The organism is Stakelama flava (genome assembly GCF_019351405.1).
Classification (GTDB): Bacteria; Pseudomonadota; Alphaproteobacteria; order Sphingomonadales; family Sphingomonadaceae; genus Sphingomonas; species Sphingomonas flava_A.
Genome location: NZ_JAHWZX010000009.1, coordinates 85567 through 102414 on the forward strand (window position 1 = coordinate 85567; position 16848 = coordinate 102414).

14 protein-coding genes and 1 tRNA gene are annotated in these 16848 nt (G+C 62.7%); 7 read left to right on the top strand and 8 right to left on the bottom strand.

Annotated elements, in window-relative coordinates:
• The first annotated feature begins 66 nt into the window (after positions 1–66).
• The 3 genes from KY084_RS10745 (at position 67) to KY084_RS10755 (ending at position 847) form a co-directional block, all read left to right on the top strand.
• Positions 67–300 carry a hypothetical protein gene (locus tag KY084_RS10745; protein ID WP_219238460.1) on the top strand — a complete coding sequence of 78 codons (234 nt, stop codon included), beginning with the start codon at positions 67–69 and terminating at the stop codon, positions 298–300.
• A 19-nt stretch (positions 301–319) separates the two neighbouring features.
• Positions 320–727, top strand: coding sequence for a hypothetical protein (locus tag KY084_RS10750; RefSeq protein WP_219238461.1), 408 nt, complete (start codon positions 320–322; stop codon positions 725–727).
• Between the two features lie 43 nt (positions 728–770).
• Positions 771–847 (top strand) — tRNA-Arg (locus KY084_RS10755).
• A 201-nt stretch (positions 848–1048) separates the two neighbouring features.
• On the opposite strand, the gene KY084_RS10760 is transcribed toward KY084_RS10755, so the two are convergent.
• The 4 genes from KY084_RS10760 to KY084_RS10775 all read right to left on the bottom strand — a co-directional run bounded on the left by KY084_RS10760 (position 1049) and on the right by KY084_RS10775 (position 5681).
• Positions 1049–2533: a carbohydrate porin gene (locus KY084_RS10760; RefSeq protein WP_219238462.1), complete on the bottom strand. Its 1485-nt coding sequence runs from the start codon at positions 2531–2533 to the stop codon at positions 1049–1051.
• A gap of 75 nt (positions 2534–2608) precedes the next feature.
• Entirely contained in the window at positions 2609–3946 is a 1338-nt protein-coding gene (gene dctA / locus KY084_RS10765; protein WP_219238463.1) for a C4-dicarboxylate transporter DctA, read from the bottom strand.
• A 27-nt stretch (positions 3947–3973) separates the two neighbouring features.
• Positions 3974–5029, bottom strand: coding sequence for a 4-oxalomesaconate tautomerase (locus tag KY084_RS10770; RefSeq protein WP_246587058.1), 1056 nt, complete (start codon positions 5027–5029; stop codon positions 3974–3976).
• The gene (locus KY084_RS10775; protein ID WP_343227999.1) at positions 5022–5681 is read right to left on the bottom strand and encodes a 4-carboxy-4-hydroxy-2-oxoadipate aldolase/oxaloacetate decarboxylase; all 660 of its coding nucleotides are present in this window, start codon (positions 5679–5681) and stop codon (positions 5022–5024) included. The genes KY084_RS10770 and KY084_RS10775 overlap by 8 nt, the downstream gene beginning before the upstream one ends.
• A gap of 108 nt (positions 5682–5789) precedes the next feature.
• On the opposite strand from KY084_RS10775, the gene KY084_RS10780 reads away from it, so the two are divergent.
• The 4 genes from KY084_RS10780 to KY084_RS10795 are packed head-to-tail and all read left to right on the top strand — an operon-like array spanning position 5790 to position 9864.
• Positions 5790–7040, top strand: coding sequence for a LysR family transcriptional regulator (locus KY084_RS10780; protein WP_219238464.1), 1251 nt, complete (start codon positions 5790–5792; stop codon positions 7038–7040).
• A 27-nt stretch (positions 7041–7067) separates the two neighbouring features.
• Entirely contained in the window at positions 7068–7958 is an 891-nt protein-coding gene (locus KY084_RS10785) for an NAD(P)-dependent oxidoreductase (protein ID WP_219238465.1), read from the top strand.
• Positions 7955–8977: an amidohydrolase family protein gene (locus tag KY084_RS10790; protein WP_219238466.1), complete on the top strand. Its 1023-nt coding sequence runs from the start codon at positions 7955–7957 to the stop codon at positions 8975–8977. Before KY084_RS10785 ends, KY084_RS10790 begins: the two co-directional genes overlap by 4 nt.
• The gene (locus KY084_RS10795) at positions 8977–9864 is read left to right on the top strand and encodes an amidohydrolase family protein (protein WP_219238467.1); all 888 of its coding nucleotides are present in this window, start codon (positions 8977–8979) and stop codon (positions 9862–9864) included. Before KY084_RS10790 ends, KY084_RS10795 begins: the two co-directional genes overlap by 1 nt.
• 80 nt (positions 9865–9944) lie before the next feature.
• Here KY084_RS10795 and KY084_RS10800 read toward each other — a convergent pair whose 3' ends face one another.
• The 4 genes from KY084_RS10800 to KY084_RS10815 form a co-directional block, all read right to left on the bottom strand.
• Positions 9945–12359, bottom strand: coding sequence for an ABC transporter permease (locus KY084_RS10800; RefSeq protein WP_219238468.1), 2415 nt, complete (start codon positions 12357–12359; stop codon positions 9945–9947).
• 12 nt (positions 12360–12371) lie between these two features.
• Positions 12372–14777, bottom strand: a complete 2406-nt coding sequence (locus KY084_RS10805; RefSeq protein ID WP_219238469.1) for an ABC transporter permease — start codon at positions 14775–14777, stop codon at positions 12372–12374.
• 88 nt (positions 14778–14865) lie between these two features.
• Entirely contained in the window at positions 14866–15546 is a 681-nt protein-coding gene (locus KY084_RS10810) for an ABC transporter ATP-binding protein (protein ID WP_219238470.1), read from the bottom strand.
• A gap of 19 nt (positions 15547–15565) precedes the next feature.
• A complete protein-coding gene (locus tag KY084_RS10815) occupies positions 15566–16816 on the bottom strand; it encodes an efflux RND transporter periplasmic adaptor subunit (protein WP_219238471.1) in 1251 nt (416 codons plus the stop codon).
• Positions 16817–16848: the final 32 nt, after the last annotated feature.

The following is a 16848-nucleotide window of genomic DNA, read 5'->3' on the forward strand; positions in this document are numbered from 1 at the left end:
CCGACGCAATGTGCGCGACGGAACTTCCGCGCGCTTCACGGTTTTAGCTTGACAGGAGGCAAGATAATGGAACCGCTCACATTCGTCATCGCTATCATGGGTTGCGCAGATTCCGGTGCGATGTGTCAGCAACAACGTGTCGAAGCGCAGCATTACGCCACCGCCGCCGCGTGTCAGGCGGCAGTTCCTGCTGCACTCATGCGCAATACCGACATCATGTATCCGGTTGTCGAAGCCACGTGTCAGCAGACCACGCCGCGTTGGGCCGACAAGGATGGCGCCGGCAAGCAGCGCGGCTGAATCCGGGCCGCCTCGAACCATGTCTTTACGCCACCCCGCGCTTGCCCTGATCGCCGCTTTTTCCATTGGCGGCTGTGCAACCACTCCCGAACAACGCGCAGAAGCGGAGCAGCGTGCAGAGGCTAACGTTCCGCCCGCCACCCCGGCGGGCGACGCGGTGGATTGCATCCGCACCAATATGATTCGCGCAAGCCATGTGCGCAGCGACAGCGTAATCGATTTTGAAATGAAGGGCGGCAAAATCTATCGCAACCGCCTGCCCGGATCGTGCGGGTCGTTGGGCAGCGAGCGCCGTTTTGCGTACAAGACCTATGTAGGCCAGCTGTGTTCCACCGACACCATCACCGTGCTCTACGCTGCCCCGCCAAGTCCCGGCGCGACCTGTGGCTTGGGCCAGTTTCAACCAGTGACATTGGACAAGCGCTAAAAGACTGGCGCAGCGTGAAATCGAATGCTAGTCGCCAATCCACGCACCCATAGCTCAGCTGGATAGAGCGCTGCCCTCCGAAGGCAGAGGCCAGAGGTTCGAATCCTCTTGGGTGCGCCAAAATTCTTCAAAAACCAGCACTTTGAGAGGAAATGCGCCTCTCTTGCAAGCTCTCCCGCCAAACCGAAACGCATCAGATTTGGCCGTGATGACAGCAAAAACCCAGCATTTCAGCCAGAAATGCCTCGTGTCAAACTCACCAACAGCAAAGCCGCCTGAGAAGCGCCCCTGCCAGCGATCTGGAAGTTGAAAAGCGCGATCTTATCCGCCGAATAGCTGTGCCAGATGAGCATCGATCCGCAGACCTATGACAATGGCATCCGGAATGTCGGTCTTGCGATTTACGGCATAGATTGGATCAGGATTTATGACATATTGCAGGTTGGGCAGGATACGCAGGCCGGGCAGCGCGGCGAATCCGTAATTAAGTTCGCCGATGATCTCGTCCGCTTTGGGCGCGCCGGTTCCGCCTGCGGCGGCGCGCCGGTCACGAAGAAATGCGATCTCGTCCCGTCCGAAATGCGTGTCCGACACGATGAAGCCGATCGTGTCGTTGTCGCGTCCTTTGAATGTGCCGGTGTTCACAAAGCCTGCGGACGCGAACCAGTCGATCGGCGCCGTGTTGCCGACATTGCCGAATACGCGCCCGAACAGCGCGACGTTGCGCTTGCTCTTGCCCGGCGCGCGCCAGACGGTCTGATCCGCCATTGCGTAAAGGCCGATGCGCGCGCCATGTTGCGGCGCGTGCGCCAGCCCGGTCAGCGCGGCGGAATTGCCATCAACGTCATGATACGGGTTCGTACCGCCATCGGTATTGATGTAGAATCCGACCTTGTAGCGGCGCGGCAGGCGTTCCTGCGCAAAACTTGTTTCATAACCGATTTCACCCGGGATCAGCACGCCGCTTCCCTTGAACAGCGAAAGATCGAGGCCGTTTTTCCCCGCGGCGTTGAGCGCGGTGTTGTAATCGAACACTCCGGTCTGGACATACAGGCGGTCGGTCAGCGCAAAACGGCCCTTCGCCGCCCATGACGAATTGGGATAGGCGGTCAAGCCGATATCCGCGATGCCGCCATAGGTGGTGAGGCACGTCACATTGCTCATAAAGGCGCAGTTGAGCGGTGAATTGTTGAAATAGCTGTTGAGCGCGGCGCGCCCGACCATCAGGTTGAAGCGGCCGAAATCATGTTCGATATTGAACTGGGTCAGCCGCGGTCCGGATACCGGCCGCCACGTCTGCTGGAAACTGATTGAGTTGCCGATCGATTCGCGGCCCAGGCTGTTGCCGGTGAACCATGCGCCCTGCACATGAAGATGCGTGTTCGACAAGCCGACCACTTTGCCAAGGTCGATATCGGCAGCCCCCATCACCCAGTGCGATTCGGCGCTGCCATGGGTGATGCCGCCAACCGGATTGGCGGCGAGATTGTCGACGAAATCCAGCGTCAGTGCGATGCCGTCCGTCTTCAGTTTGCGTAATGTCTTGCCGATGGGGTTTTGCTGCTGGAATCGTGCGAAGCCGGTGGGAACCATACTCTGGTCCGCGGGTGCCGCCTGGGTCTGGCCAGGCTGGAAGGCGGTGGCTGCATCCTGGCCATTGCCGACCTCGCCCTTGCCGGTAAGCGGGCGGGCGGTTGTGGTCGGCGACTCCGTCGCTGTCGACTGATCCGGGGCGGGGGGCAATTTGTCCGTCGGAGTCGACTGAGGGGCAAGGGCCAGCGCGGAGGCAAGCGCGAGGTTCAACATTGGTCTCTCCCACCCGGCCGGATCGCGTCCGGCCGGTTAACAGGTCATCATATGTCGCGGCGAAAGGCCGCTTGGTCAGGCAGCGATGGTTGTCTGCGGATCGGCGATCGCATGTTCGCGGCGCAGCCGGCGGTTGCCGAGCATTGCCGCCAGCGTCTTGCGATCGAGCTTGTCCTCCCACTTCGCGATGACGATGGTGGCAAGCGCATTGCCGATCAGGTTTACGAAGGTAAGCCCCTCCGCGAGGATGCGATGGATGCCGAGGATCAACGCGATGCTGGCGACGGGGATGGTGCCGGTGGTGTTTAGCGTCGCGGCAAGCACCACGAACGCGGCCCCGGCGATCCCCGCCGCGCCCTTCGACGTCAGCAGCAGCACCGCGATCAGCCCCAGTTCGTGCCAGAAGGTGAGGTGCGTGTTCGTAGCCTGCGCCAGGAACACCGCGACCGTCGTCAAATAGAGGCAGGTGCCGTCGAGGTTGAACGAATAGCCTGCGGGCACGACGAAGCCGACGACGCTTTCCTCGCATCCCGCCTTGCGCATTTTCTGAATGAGGCGCGGCAGCACGGTTTCGGTCGAGGTGGTTGCGGCGACCACGACGATCTCGTCCCACAGATAGGTGAGCAGACGCCACAGGCTGACGCCGCACCAGTGTGCGACTGTGCCGAAGACGACGAGAGTGAAGAGCGCGCAGACGAGGAAGAATTCGATGATGAGTTCGCCGAGCGACAACAGTGATGCGGTGCCGAACTGACCGACTGTGAACGCGATCGCGCCGAACGCGCCGATCGGTGCGAAATACATGATGTAGCCGATGATCCGGAACAGCCCCTGCGACGCGCTTTCGATGACCGAGATGACCGGCTTGGCGCGCTCGCCGATCGATGCGATCGCGATGCCGAACAATACGGAAATGAACAGCACCTGCAGCACATGTCCTTCGGTCAGCGCGCCGACAAAGGTGTGGGGAATGATGTCCATCAGATAGCCGCTTACCGACTGATCATGCGCGGTCGCGACATAGCTTTTGATCGACGCGGTATCGAGCAGCGTGGGATCGATGTTCATGCCCGCGCCGGGTCGCCACAGATCGACCGCGACAAGACCGAAGATCAGCGCGAGGATCGTGATGAATTCGAAATAGACAAGCGATTTCAGCGCGACCCGGCCGACGCTTCGCATGTCGTTCATGCCGGCGATGCCGTGTACGACCGTCACGAAGATGATCGGGCCGATCATCATGCGTATCAGCTTGATGAAGGCATCGCCGAACGGCTTCATCGCAACGCCGGTCGACGGTGCCAGATGCCCGAGAACGATGCCTATCACTGTGCCGATGATTACCTGAAACCAAAGTTCGCCAAAGACGCCGAAGCGGCTCTTGCGTTTTTCCAACTCTCCCAAATCCGTCATTTTTTTCTCTTCGAAAGGGGGGGGCGGTCAGCCGAACAGCAGACCATCGAATAATTTGCGTGCGGTGCGCATCATCGCCGCGCCTGTGATCGCGCCGGCATCGTCGACTTCGATGATGCTCGTCGTCGCGCCGCTGGGATGTTCGATGTCGAGCGGCTTTGACCGCCCGGGCGGGATCGTCGCGAGCGCATGCGCGGGCGAACCGTCGATCAGGCAGGCGGTTGCGACCGTGACCGCGCCGAGCACGCCGATCGATGCGTGGCAACGATGCGGGATGAACGAGCGGACGCTGATCGCGCCGCCGGCCTTCGGGGCGGCGACCAGCATCATCTTGGGCACCGATTGTTCGGCGACGTCGCCAAGGTTCATTATCGGGCCCGCCTGCAACCGGATCGCCTCGATCCGCTGTTTGAGCGCATCGTCCGCGTCGAGCGTCGCGCGATCTTCATAGCCGGTGATGCCCATGTCTTCGGCGCGCAGCACGACGCATGGCATGCCGTTGTCGATCAGCGTCGTCTCGATTTCGTCGATCATGTCCATCGCGTTGCCGGTCGGAAGCAGCGCGCCGCAGGTCGAACCTGCAATATCAGCAAAGGCGAGCGGAATCGGCGCGGCGGTTCCCGGTACGCCGTCGATGCGCGCGTCCCCGGCATAGGTGACGCGGCCATTCGGCGTGCGGACGGTGGTGGTGGCGATCTTGCCGGTATTGACCATGAAAATCCGGACCCGCGTTTCGTCGTCCGCGGGCGGCACCAGCCCGCGCTCGATCGCGAAAGGGCCGATGCCCGCCAGCATGTTGCCGCAATTCTGCTTGTCAGTGACGATCGCCTCTTCGACGAAGACCTGAAGGAACAGATATTCGACGTCCGCGTCTGGCCGTTCGGACCGGCGCACGATCGCGACCTTGCTGGTCAGCGGATCGGCACCGCCCATGCCGTCGATCTGACGCGGATCGGGCGACCCGAATGCACGCAGCAAAAACGCGTCGCGCGCGGCGTCGTCGGCGGGCAGGTCGTCGGCAAGGAAAAACCCGCCCTTGGACGTGCCGCCGCGCATCCACATCGCGCGGACGCCGCTATTCATAGCGCAGGCCCTTCGCTTCCAGCCGCTCGCGCATGGCATAGATGTCGAGGCCCAGTTCGCCAGCGGCGAGCCGTCGGCGCTTCTCCTCCTCTTTCGCCTCGCGCGCCTGCGCCTTATCGAGCACATCGGCGGCATCGGCGCGGCGCACGACGCACACGCCGTCGTCATCCGCGACGATCACGTCGCCGGGATTCACCAGTTGGTCCGCGCAGACCAGGGGGACGTTGACCGATCCCGGCGTCTCTTTCACGGTCCCCTGCGCCGAGATCGCGCGCGACCAGACAGGGAATGCCATTTCGGTCAGGTCGCGCACATCGCGCACGCCCGCATCGATCACCAGTCCGCGGCATCCGTGTGCACGCGCTGAGGTCGCAAGCAGATCGCCGAAATAGCCGTCCTCGCACCGGCTGGTCGGCGCGACCACCAGGATATCGCCTTCTTTTAATTGTTCGATGGCGACATGCATCATCCAATTGTCGCCGGGCGGCACCGATACGGTGACCGCGCAGCCCGCAATTCGAGCGCCGGGATAAACAGGCCGCAGCCGGTTCGCAAGCAGCCCGATACGGCCCTGCGCTTCGTGCACCGTCGCAACGCCTGCTGCGCCGAGCGCTTCGACTATGTCCGCCGACGGGCGGTCGAACCTGGTCACAACCTTCGAAATCGTTTCTCTCCTTGTCGATTGCCGTGCCCTACACCCGCCACCATGCGACAAAGAGTTGGAAATTCATCCCTTCCATAAGCTAAGGTGAAGTCCGATATGAATGGACTTCCCGCTTTCAATCTCCGCCATCTTGAAGCGGTAGCCGCCGCCGGGCGGCTGGGCAGCATCAGTGCGGCATCCGAAGCACTGCATTTGTCGCAACCCGCAATGACTCAGGCGGTCGCAAAGGTCGAAGCGCTGCTGGGGCACAGGATGTTCGATCGTCAGCCAAGCGGGGTTCAGCCGACCGAGGCGGGGCGAAGGATGATCGCGCGGATCGAGCGCGCAATGGGATATATCGCGCGGGGCGGCCAGCGCGTGCGTCACGGTGCGCGTCTGCCGCCGCTGCCGCATGTCGAGCGGCGCGTTACGCTGGGTCAGCTTCGCGCTTTGATCGCGGTGGACGATGCAGGCAGTTTTGCCGTGGCGGCGACGCAGACGGGCATATCGCAGCCTGCGCTGCACCGCGCGGCACGCGATCTGGAACGGTTGCTCGAGGTCGATCTGCTGGTTCGCCAAGGACGCACGGTGCAGCCTACGCGCGCTGCGGCGCGGTTGTTGCGTTTCGCCCGTCTGGCGCAGGCCGAACTGCTGGCCGGCATCGATGAACTCGCCGATCTGATATCCGCGGGCGGCGGGCGTGTGAGCGTCGGCACGATGCCGCTCGCGCGCTCGCTGCTGCTGCCGCGCGCACTCGCTCGCTTCGCGCGCGCGGACCCGCGTGCATCGGTCGACGTGGTTGAGGGGCCGTATATCGAACTGCTTTCGCGGCTGCGCGAAGGAACGCTCGACCTGCTGGTCGGCGCGATGCGTGAACCGGCGCCGGTCGGCGACGTGACGCAAGTCCCGCTGTTCGTGGACGATCCGGTGATCGTCGGGCGGACCGGCCATCCACTGCACGCACGCGGCTCCTTTGAATTCTCGGAACTATTGGAATTCCCCTGGGTGATCGCCGCGGCCGGAGCGCCCGTCCGACACCGCTGGGAAGCGATGTTCAGCGAACGCGGATTGACGCCGCCGCCATTGCGCATCCAGTCCGGATCAGTGCTGGTGATGCGCGGGTTGATGCTGGAGGACGACTGGCTGACGCTGATGTCGCGCGATCAGTTCCTGTTCGAAAAACGCGCGGGGCTTCTTTCCGAAATTCCCGGTGCCGGGATCAGCATGCGCCGTAAAATTGGACTGACGATGCGCGACGATTGGCGACCCACGCCTTCACAAGCCGCATTCGCGGCGATGTTCCGCGCCGTGTGCGGGGAGTGGACTTCCGAAAAAGCAATGGAAGCCCGGCCGTTTCGATATGGCTGATGGCGCGGCGCTGCCTAGGTGAAGGGCATGACGGCGTATGAGAACCTTGCCTTTATCGGATTCGGCGAAGCGGCCCAGGCCTTTTGCGAGGGTTGGGGCAATGACCGTCCTGTCCGGGTAGGCGCTTATGACCGCAAGAGCGACGACCCCGCGACCGCCGATGCGAAACGCGCGGAATATGCGGCCCGGTTGGTCGACGGGTGCGCCGACATGGCCACTGCAGTCGCGGATGCGGCGATCGTGCTTAGCGTCGTGACCGCCGATCAGGCGCTTCACGCCGCGACGGACGCCGCGCAATATCTGGCACCGGGAACCGTCTATGCCGATATGAACAGCGTTTCCCCCGGAACCAAGCGGCGCGCCGCCGCCGTGATTGAGGCGGCGGGCGGGCGCTACCTTGATGTTGCGGTGATGGCGCCGGTGCGCCCCGCCCTGCTGGGCGTTCCATTATTGGTTTCGGGGCCGCATGCACTGGAAGGCGAGGCAGCGTTGTCCGCGCTTGGTTTCGACGCGCGCGGCGTCGGTGACACGATCGGCGCGGCAAGCGCGGTGAAGATGATCCGGTCAATCATGATCAAGGGGCTTGAGGCGCTGACTGCTGAATGCCTGCTTTCCGCCTTTGCCGCGGGAGTGGAGGAGGAGGTCCTTGCCTCGCTCGACGGATCATTCCCCGGGTGGAACTGGCGCGAACGAGGCGATTACAATCTCGACCGCATGCTCGTCCATGGTGAGCGCCGCGCCGCCGAGATGGAGGAGGTGCGCGATACCGCGTGCGAACTTGGACAGCTGGGCGCGATGGCCGAGGCCGCGGTTCACTGGCAGCGGCGGCTCGGCGCGCTGGCGCTTGCCCCGCCACCAGAAGGGCTGAACGCGAAGGCGGCGGCGATTCTTCACGCGACAGGAGCGACACGTTCATGATTATCGATTGCCACGGCCATTATACGGTGGTGCCGCCGCGTCACAACGAATGGCGCGACGCGCAGATTGCCGCGTTCAAGGCTGGCGGCGACATCGATCCCGCCTATCCGGAGATCAGCGACGACGAAATCCGCGAGACGATTGAGGCCAACCAGTTGCGACTGCTGCGCGAACGCGGCGCGGACATGACAATCTTCAGCCCGCGCGCGTCACGCATGGCGCCGCATGTCGGCAGTGCCGATGTCGCGCGCATCTGGGCGCGGCGGTCGAACGACCTCATCAAGCGCGTGGTCGATCTGTATCCGGATACGTTCGTGGGCGTTTGCCAGTTGCCGCAGACGCCGGACCTGTCGATCGCGCAATCGATCGAGGAACTTGAACGCTGCGTCGCCGAACTGGATTTCGTCGGCTGTAACCTGAACCCCGATCCCAGCGGCGGCAGCTTCTCCGCACCACCGCTCTACGACCGGGCCTGGTATCCGTTTTTCGAAAAGATGGTCGAACTCGACGTGCCTGCCATGATCCACGTTTCGGGGTCATGCAATCCCGCAATGCATGCGACGGGCGGCTATTATCTCGCCGCCGACACGGTCGCATTCATGCAGTTTATCGAAGGCGACCTGTTCACCGATTTCCCCGATCTGCGCTTCATCATCCCGCATGGCGGTGGCGCGGTGCCCTATCACTGGGGGCGCTATCGCGGCCTGTCCGACATGCTGAATCGGCCGCCGCTTTCCGAACATGTGATGAAGAACGTGTTCTTCGACACCTGCGTCTATCATCAGGCGGGAATCGATCTGTTGTTCGACGTGATCGACATCGAAAACATTCTGTTCGGATCCGAAATGGTGGGTGCGGTGCGCGGCATCGACGACGAGACCGGCCATTATTTCGACGACACCAAACGCTATGTCGACGCGCTGCCGATTTCGGTGGACGACAAGCATCGCGTGTTCGAGGGCAATGCGCGTCGCGTCTATCCGCGGCTCGACGCACAGTTGCGCGCGCGGGGACTGTAATGGCGGATTTCGAACCCGATGCCGACTGGCTGTGCTGGGACCCGGACCCCGGCAAGCCGCATTACACGCCGCCGCCTGGAGCGGTCGATGCGCATTGCCACGTTTTTGGCCCCGGCGACGTGTTCCCTTATGCCCCCGAACGCAAATACACGCCGTGCGATGCCGGCAAGGCGCAGCTGTTCGCGTTGCGCGACTTTCTGGGGTTTGAACGCAACGTCATCGTACAGGCGACGTGCCATGGTGCGGACAATAGCGCGCTGGTCGATGCGTTGCGAGCGAGCGACGGGCGCGCTCGGGGCGTCGCCGTGGTGCGCGATACCGTCACCGACGACGAACTCGCCGAACTGGATGCTGCGGGCGTGCGCGGCGTGCGATTCAATTTCGTCCGGCGGCTGGTCGATCCGAAGCCCGATGCCTATTACCGCGCGATCATCGATCGTATCGCGCCGCTCGGCTGGCATGTCGTCGTTTATTTCGAGGCCCAGGATCTCGAAGAACGTTGGGATTTCTTCACCTCGCTGCCGACCATCGTGGTGGTCGATCACATGGGGCGGCCGGACGTTTCACAGCCGGTTTCCGGTCCCCAATTCTCTCTTTTTGTGCGTCTGTTACAGGAAAAGGAGAATATCTGGACGAAGGTGAGCTGTCCCGAACGCCTTACCCGATCCGGACCGCCGAATTATGACGATGTCGTCCCGTTCGCGCGGAAGCTGGTCAAAAATTTTCCGGATCGCGTGCTGTGGGGCACCGACTGGCCGCATCCCAATATGAAGAATCACATGCCTGATGACGGGGAACTGGTCGATATTATTCCCCGGATTGCGCCGACGGCAGATCTGCAACATCGGTTGCTGGTGCGTAATCCCGCCCGCTTATACGGTTTCTGAAAGGCGATATGCGCTTCGCGTCGGGGAACTGCCCCGGCGCGATGGCGCGGATGGTCCGCATGAGGCCGGCGGCGGCGTTGTCATTCATCGCGCAGGGCACGTGCCGGCTCTGCGCGGGCGACGCGAAAGGCCTGGCCGAAAATAGTGATGCACGCGATGGCGAGGCCCAGCAGGCTGGCAGCAGCGAAATAAGCGGGCGACAGCGCGATGCGATCGTCGAAATCCATCAGCCATTGCCGCATCGCCAGCCATGCAAGGGGCCAAGCGATAAGGTTGGCGAGCAGAACCGGTTTTAGAAACTGACCGATCAACAGCGTCAATATGTTGCGCGTGGATGCGCCCAGCGCCTTTCTGATCCCGATTTCCCTGGTCCGGCGGGACGTATCGAACGCGGCGAGCCCGTATAGCCCGATGCAACCGATCAGCACGGCCAGCGCGGCGCCGATGGTGAACAGCCGGCTTCGCTGGGTATCGGCCTTGTAATATTGGTCGTACAGATTGGCGTTAACCGTGCGTGCGGCGAAGGGCACATTCGGCGCGATTCCCCGCCAGCTTGCCTCCAGCCGATCCTCCATCGTCTTGGCATCGCCGGTGAAGCGAACCGAGGCAAAGGGCGCTGTCTGCCTTTGCGTATTCAGATAATAGACGGTCGGGCGAACCGGTTCGCGCGGCGAGGTGAACCGCTGATCCGCGATGACGCCGATCACGGTTTGCGGGCCGTTGCCCTGAACCGTCTTGCCGATCGCATCAGCCGGGCTTTTGAAGCCGAGCGCCTTGATCGCGCTGGCATTGAAGACAGAGTTGACCGGATGCCGGTCGGTCCCGGCGGTATCGTCTGCCGCGCGATGCCCCTTGTCGAACAGGCGGCCGGCAAGAAGACGCGTGCCATAGGTAGTGAAATATCCTGGCCCCACTTCCACCCACATGATCGACGGCTTGCGTTCGGATGCTTCGGGACGGTTCATCGTATTGGCATTGGTCGTATCCTGACTGCCAGGCGCATTGTTGCCGGATGCGACCGATACGACCCCCGGCAGGCGAGAGAAGGCGGCGAGGATCGCGTGCCGCTGCGCCGTTTCGAGCGCGCCGTGCGAAAAGGAGGTTACGACGATCAGTCCGTTGCGGTCGAATCCCAGATCGGCGTGGCGGACGTGGCGTGCCTGCGCGATCATCACCGCCGTTGCGGTGGTGAACAGGATGGCGATTGCGAACTGAACGATGACAAGGCCCTGGCGCAGCCGCGCGCCGCTTCGCCCACCGCCGGGCGCGCGCGCCGAAGCCAGTACGCTTGCCGGCCGGAAATGCGACAGCACGAAGGCGGGATAAATGCCGGCAAGCACACCGGCGCCGAGCACGGCGAGGATAAGCGGCGCCACAATGCTGCCTTTTCCCCAATAGGCGATCGAAAGGTCCAGTCCGCCCGCGGCGTTGACGAAAGGCAGTGCGATTTCCGCCAGTGCGACCCCGATCAGCGCCGCGATGGCCACTGTCGCCACCGCTTCGAACAGGAACTGACCGATCAGCGCGCGGCGCGTGCCGCCCAGCGTCTTGCGGATCGCGACCTCGCGCGCGCGAAGCCCGGCCCGTGCGGTCGCGAGGTTCACATAATTGACGATCGCGATCAGCAGCGTCAGCAGCCCGACGAGCCCCAGCGTCGTCACCATCGTCCGGTCGCCGACATAGGTCAGGTGCATGTCCTGAAGCGGGCGGACGTTTTGATGATACATATCGGCGACGCGCGCGCTGAAGTTGTGGCCGGGCCCGGCATGGCGCTGAAGAAAATCGGGCAGTCGCGCCGCAAATGCGTTTGCCGCCGTCGCGTCGGAAAAGCGCAGAACCGTCGCCACTTCGGTGCTGCCCCAATGATCGTACCAGCTTCCCGAAAAACGCTCGCGAAAGAACCGCACGAACAGATCGCCTTGGTAGGTGACGTTCTTGGGCAAATCCTTGATCACCGCACCGACGCGATAGGGGATCACCGCGCCGCCGATATCGAGGTCGAGCGTCTTGCCGATCGGCGAGGTGTCGGCGAAATATTTTCTCGCCATCTTCTGCGAAATGACGATGCCGTCGGGATCGGCGAGCGTTGCGGTCGGGTTGCCCTCGATCACGGGATATTGGAAGAGTTGAAAGAAATTGGGGTCGACGGCGTAGCTGTCCTCGTTCGACACCTCGCGATCCTTGCGGACGATCGCGCCGATCCCCTTGTACCGCGTGCCGACCAGATCAGGAAAATCGCCCTTCAGCTGATCGAGTTCCCCGCCCATCGTGTTGGGGTTCGGCTGCACGGGGTCGCCGGGTCGCGTATAGGTTTCCTCGACGACCCACAGCTTGCTGGCGCCAGTGAAATGGTCGAACCTCATTTCGTACCGCGCGTAGAGCGACAGCACGATGAACACCGCGATGCCCAGCGCCAGCCCGCCGATGTTGAGCAGCGCGAACAGCCTGTGCCGGGTGAGCGAGCGATAAAGAGTGAGCAGCGAGGTGCCGATCATTCGGGGTGTTCCTTATTCATAGCGCAGCGCTTTGGCGGGTTCGGCGCGTGCGACGCGCCATGATTGGGCAAAGACGGTCGCGACCGCGATGCTCGCGGCGATCAGGCTTGCGAGCAGGAAATAGGCGGGGGACAGCGCGACGCGATCGTCAAAGCCCGACAGCCAACTGCGCATCGCGATATAGGCGATCGGCCAGGCGATCAGATTGGCGATCAACACGGGTGTCAGGAACTGGCCGATCAGCAGGCGCAATATGTCGCGCGTGGATGCGCCCAGCGCCTTCCTGATCCCGATTTCACGCACGCGGCGCGAGGTATCGAACGCGGCGAGGCCGTACAGCCCGATACACCCGATTACCACCGCCAGCACTGCGCCGATTGTGAACAACCGGCCGCGCTGGGCGTCTTCCTGATAGAAGCGTTGATAGAGCGCGTCGTCGACCGATTTGGCGCGAAAGGGAACGGCGGGCGCGATTGTCTTCCATTCCTGCTCCATCGCGGCCAGTACGCTGGCTGTCGCCCCGGGCTTTGCCCGCAGGGTCGGCACCATGCTTTCGGTTTCGCTTGGAACATAGTGATAGACGACCGCGTCGACCGGATCGCGCGGCGATGTAAAGCGCATATCGGCAACGACGCCGATGATCCTCGGCTGGTTTCGCTGATTGAATTTCGCGACCATGCCAATCGCGGCTTCGGGAGATTTGATCCGGAACTGTTTCAGCGCGGTCCGGTTCAGAATGACATTGCGCGGGCTTTTTTCCAGTGCATTGTCGTCCATTCCACTCGCATCGTCGCCGGCATGGACATCATCGAAATAACGTCCCGCCAGCAAATCGGCGCGATAGGTCGAGAAAAAATTGCGTCCTACATCGACATCATCGACAGAGACGTCGGCACCATTCGTGCTGTCGACATATCTCGAGATGTTGAAACTGCCGCCGGTGGGTAGAAAGCGCGACATCGCCACCGCTTCGGTCCCAGGCGTATTTCGAAACGTTCGCATCAGGTCGGCGCGTTGCGAATTGTCGAGCGAATCAGCGAGGAAACTTGGTACGATGATCAGGCCGGTGCGATCGAAGCCCAGATTCGAATGCCGCAAATGGCTGGTCTGCGCGACAAGAACGCTGGTGCCGATAGTAAAAGCGATTGCGATGGCGAACTGCGCCAGCACCAAAACCTTGCGAAGCAGGACGCCGGCCTTGCCGCCGCCCGGCGTGCGGACCGATGCCAGCACGCGCGCGGGACTGAAGTGCGACAGGACGAACGCGGGATAGATGCCGGCAACCGCTCCGACGCCTATGACGAGCAGCATCAGCGGAATCATGATCGAGCCCGATCCGCCATAATGGATTGTCAGCGACGTACCGCCGATAGAATTGACAAAGGGCAGCGCCAGTTCAGTCAGTGCTAGTGCGATCACCGCGGCAAGCGCCGTCATCGCGATCGCCTCGCCCAGAAATTGCGTGATCAGTGCCCTGCGGGTGGCACCGAGTATCTTGCGCAGTGCCACCTCGCGCGCGCGCAGCCCGGCGCGGGCGGTCGCCAGGTTTACATAGTTCACGATCGCGATCAGCAGGGTTAGTATCCCGACGCTGCCTAGCGTCAAAACCACCTCGCGGTCTTCGGGTCGGATCAGATGCACGTCGCCGAGGCGTATCAGCGTCATCTTTTTAAAATCGGACGCTTTTTGGCCAAGACTCGATTGCTCGTGTCGATTGACAAAGGCCGGCAAATTGCGCGCAACGGCCTGCGCCGCGGCAATGCTGGGAAAGCGGAGGAACAAGGTGGGTGACCCCCCAGCGTCTTGCGACTTTGGCGCAGCCACGAATATATCGCTGCCATAGCTCATGTTCTTCGGCGGATTTTTCAGCACCGCCCATATCGTGTAGGTTTTTTCGTGCCCGTCGATAGCCATGACTATTGTGTTGCCGATTGCGGGACCTTCGCCGAAGTACCGTCGTGCCGCTGCGATCGTCACTACCGCAGCATCGGGTCGTCGAAGTGCCGCGATGGGATCGCCTTCGTCTGCGGCGAGCGGGAACAGGCGGAACCATGCGGGATCGATCATCGATACCGGCTCGCTCGTAATCGACTTGCCGTTGCGCACGGGAACATCTTTCAATTCGTTCAGGCGCGCGCCGTCGATATTCTCGAAATCGGCCTTAAGCAGTGGCAGCGTGCCAGAATCATTTGACAGATTTACGTCCGAAAATCCCGGCAGGTTGTAGGTGGTGCCTACCACCCAGATATTCTCCCATCCCGGCAATTGCCGATCGTACCCCCGTTCGAACTGGACGAACAGGAACAGCACCAGAAACACCGCGATGCCCAGCGCCAGCCCGCCGATGTTGAGCAGCGCGAACAGCCTGTGTCGGGTGAGCGAGCGATAAAGGGTGAGCAGTGCCGATGTGCCGTTCATGCCCGGTCCTCCGCGCGCTCACCCAGCCGCCGCCACAGCAGCGCGATAACGAGGAGCAGCGCCACGCTTGCCAGCAGGTCGCGCAGTTTCATGCCGCGCGCCGGGCGGAAGTGAGGATGCGGCCGTCGAGCATATGGACGGTGCGTTTGGCGATGTCGGCATGCGCCGGGCTGTGCGTCACCATCACGATCGTCGCGCCCTCGGCATTCAATTCGGTGAGGATGTTCATCACCTGCGCCCCGTTTTCCGTATCGAGATTGCCGGTCGGTTCGTCGGCGAGAATCAGTTTCGGATCGCCGACGATCGCCCGCGCGATCGCTGCGCGCTGCTGCTGTCCGCCCGAAAGCTGGTGCGGATGATGATTCTTTCGATGCGCGATGCCCACGCGGTCCATCGCCGCCGTCACCCGGTCGCGCTTTTCGCTCGTGCCCATCGCCCGATAGGCGAGGCCCAATGCGACATTTTCACGAATGGTCAGTTCATCGATCAGGTTGAAGCTCTGGAACACGAAGCCCAGCCGGTCGCGGCGAAGCCGGGCCAGCTGCGGCTCGGGCGCCTTCGTGATATCCTTGCCCTCGAACCGATAGATGCCGCCGGTAGGCCGGTCGATCGTGCCGATGATGTTGAGCAGCGTCGATTTGCCGCACCCCGACGGTCCCATCACCGCCAGGAACTCACCTGCCTCCACGGTCAGGTCGATATCGGCGAGCGCCGTCGTTTCCACCTCGTCGGCGCGGAACCGGCGGCTGATATTGTCAAGCTGGATCATGAGCAAGGCTTCCCTGACATTAGCGGATGAGGAGATGTTGATAGGGCTGGTAGCTGTCGATTGACGACGTCACGATGCGGTCGCCGGGTTGCAGGCCGCTGGTGATTTCCACCTGTTCGGGATTGCGCCGTCCCGTGGCGACCGAACGGCGTTCGGCGCGGTTGTCGTCCGTCAGCACGAAGGCGATATTGCCGCCCGCGTCGAGCCAGGCTCCCGTCGGCGCTACGACCGCCGGCCGGTCCGCGCCCAGGATCAGGCGCACGTCAAGTGTCTGTCCGCGATTGAGGCCGGTGGGTGCCGCGCCCTCGAAATACAATTCGACGCGGAACCGCCCGTCGGTCACCTGCGGCAGCACCCTGGCGACGCGCAACATCGCCGATCGGCCGTCGATATCGGCCATTGCGTGCTGGCCGGCCGACACACGGCCCAGATAATATTGGTCGACATCGGCGGTAATTTTCCACGAACCTTGCGCGTCGATCTGCGCGATCCGGTCCCCGGCATTGAGGGTCTGGCCGGGCTGCAGGTCAAACCCCGTCAGGCGGCCCGCCATCGGCGCGCGGAGGGTGAGCGCGTCGAGGCTGTCCTGCACCATCGTCAGGCTTCGGCGCAGTTGCTGTGCGGTCGCGCCGACCTGATTGCTCTGGTCGGACAGCGTGCCGCTTTCCTGCGCGCGCGCGGCGGTGAGCGCATCGACCCGGCTCTGCTGAAACGCAACGTCGTCGGCCAGCGGCTGCACCGCCGCCTTGTTGACGATCCCCTTCTCCAGCAGGAAGCGTTTTTTGGTCAGATCGTTCTGCGCCTTTTGCAGCGCGTTTTTTGCCGCAGCGATCTCGCTTTCGCTGTCGATGCGGTTGCGTTGGATCGACAAACGTTGCGCGCTGATATTGCCCAGTTGTCCCGCGATGTCGGCCGAACGCGACGCGACGTCTAGTTCGAGCGAGCGGTTACTGAGCGCGGCAAGCGGCTGCCCCCTGGCGACCAGCGCGCCATCATTTGCGATGACATGGTCGACCTGTCCGCCGACGATCGCCGAAACGAAGGTGGTGTCGCGCGCCGCGACTTCGCCGCGCAGCGGGACATAGTCGCGAAACGGTTCGCGCGCCACCGTTGCGCTGCGCACCGCCTCGCTGCTGACCGTCAGGGAGTTGGGAGACGGCAGCACATGGTAAAGCAACAGGGCGGCAAGCACGATTCCGACGACCAGCGCGCCAAGCTGGACGCGGCGATTGCGCCACCAGCGGTCCGAGCGCACGACACGCCGGTCCATATTTGCGCCGCTGATCGATGTCGCTTGCGTCG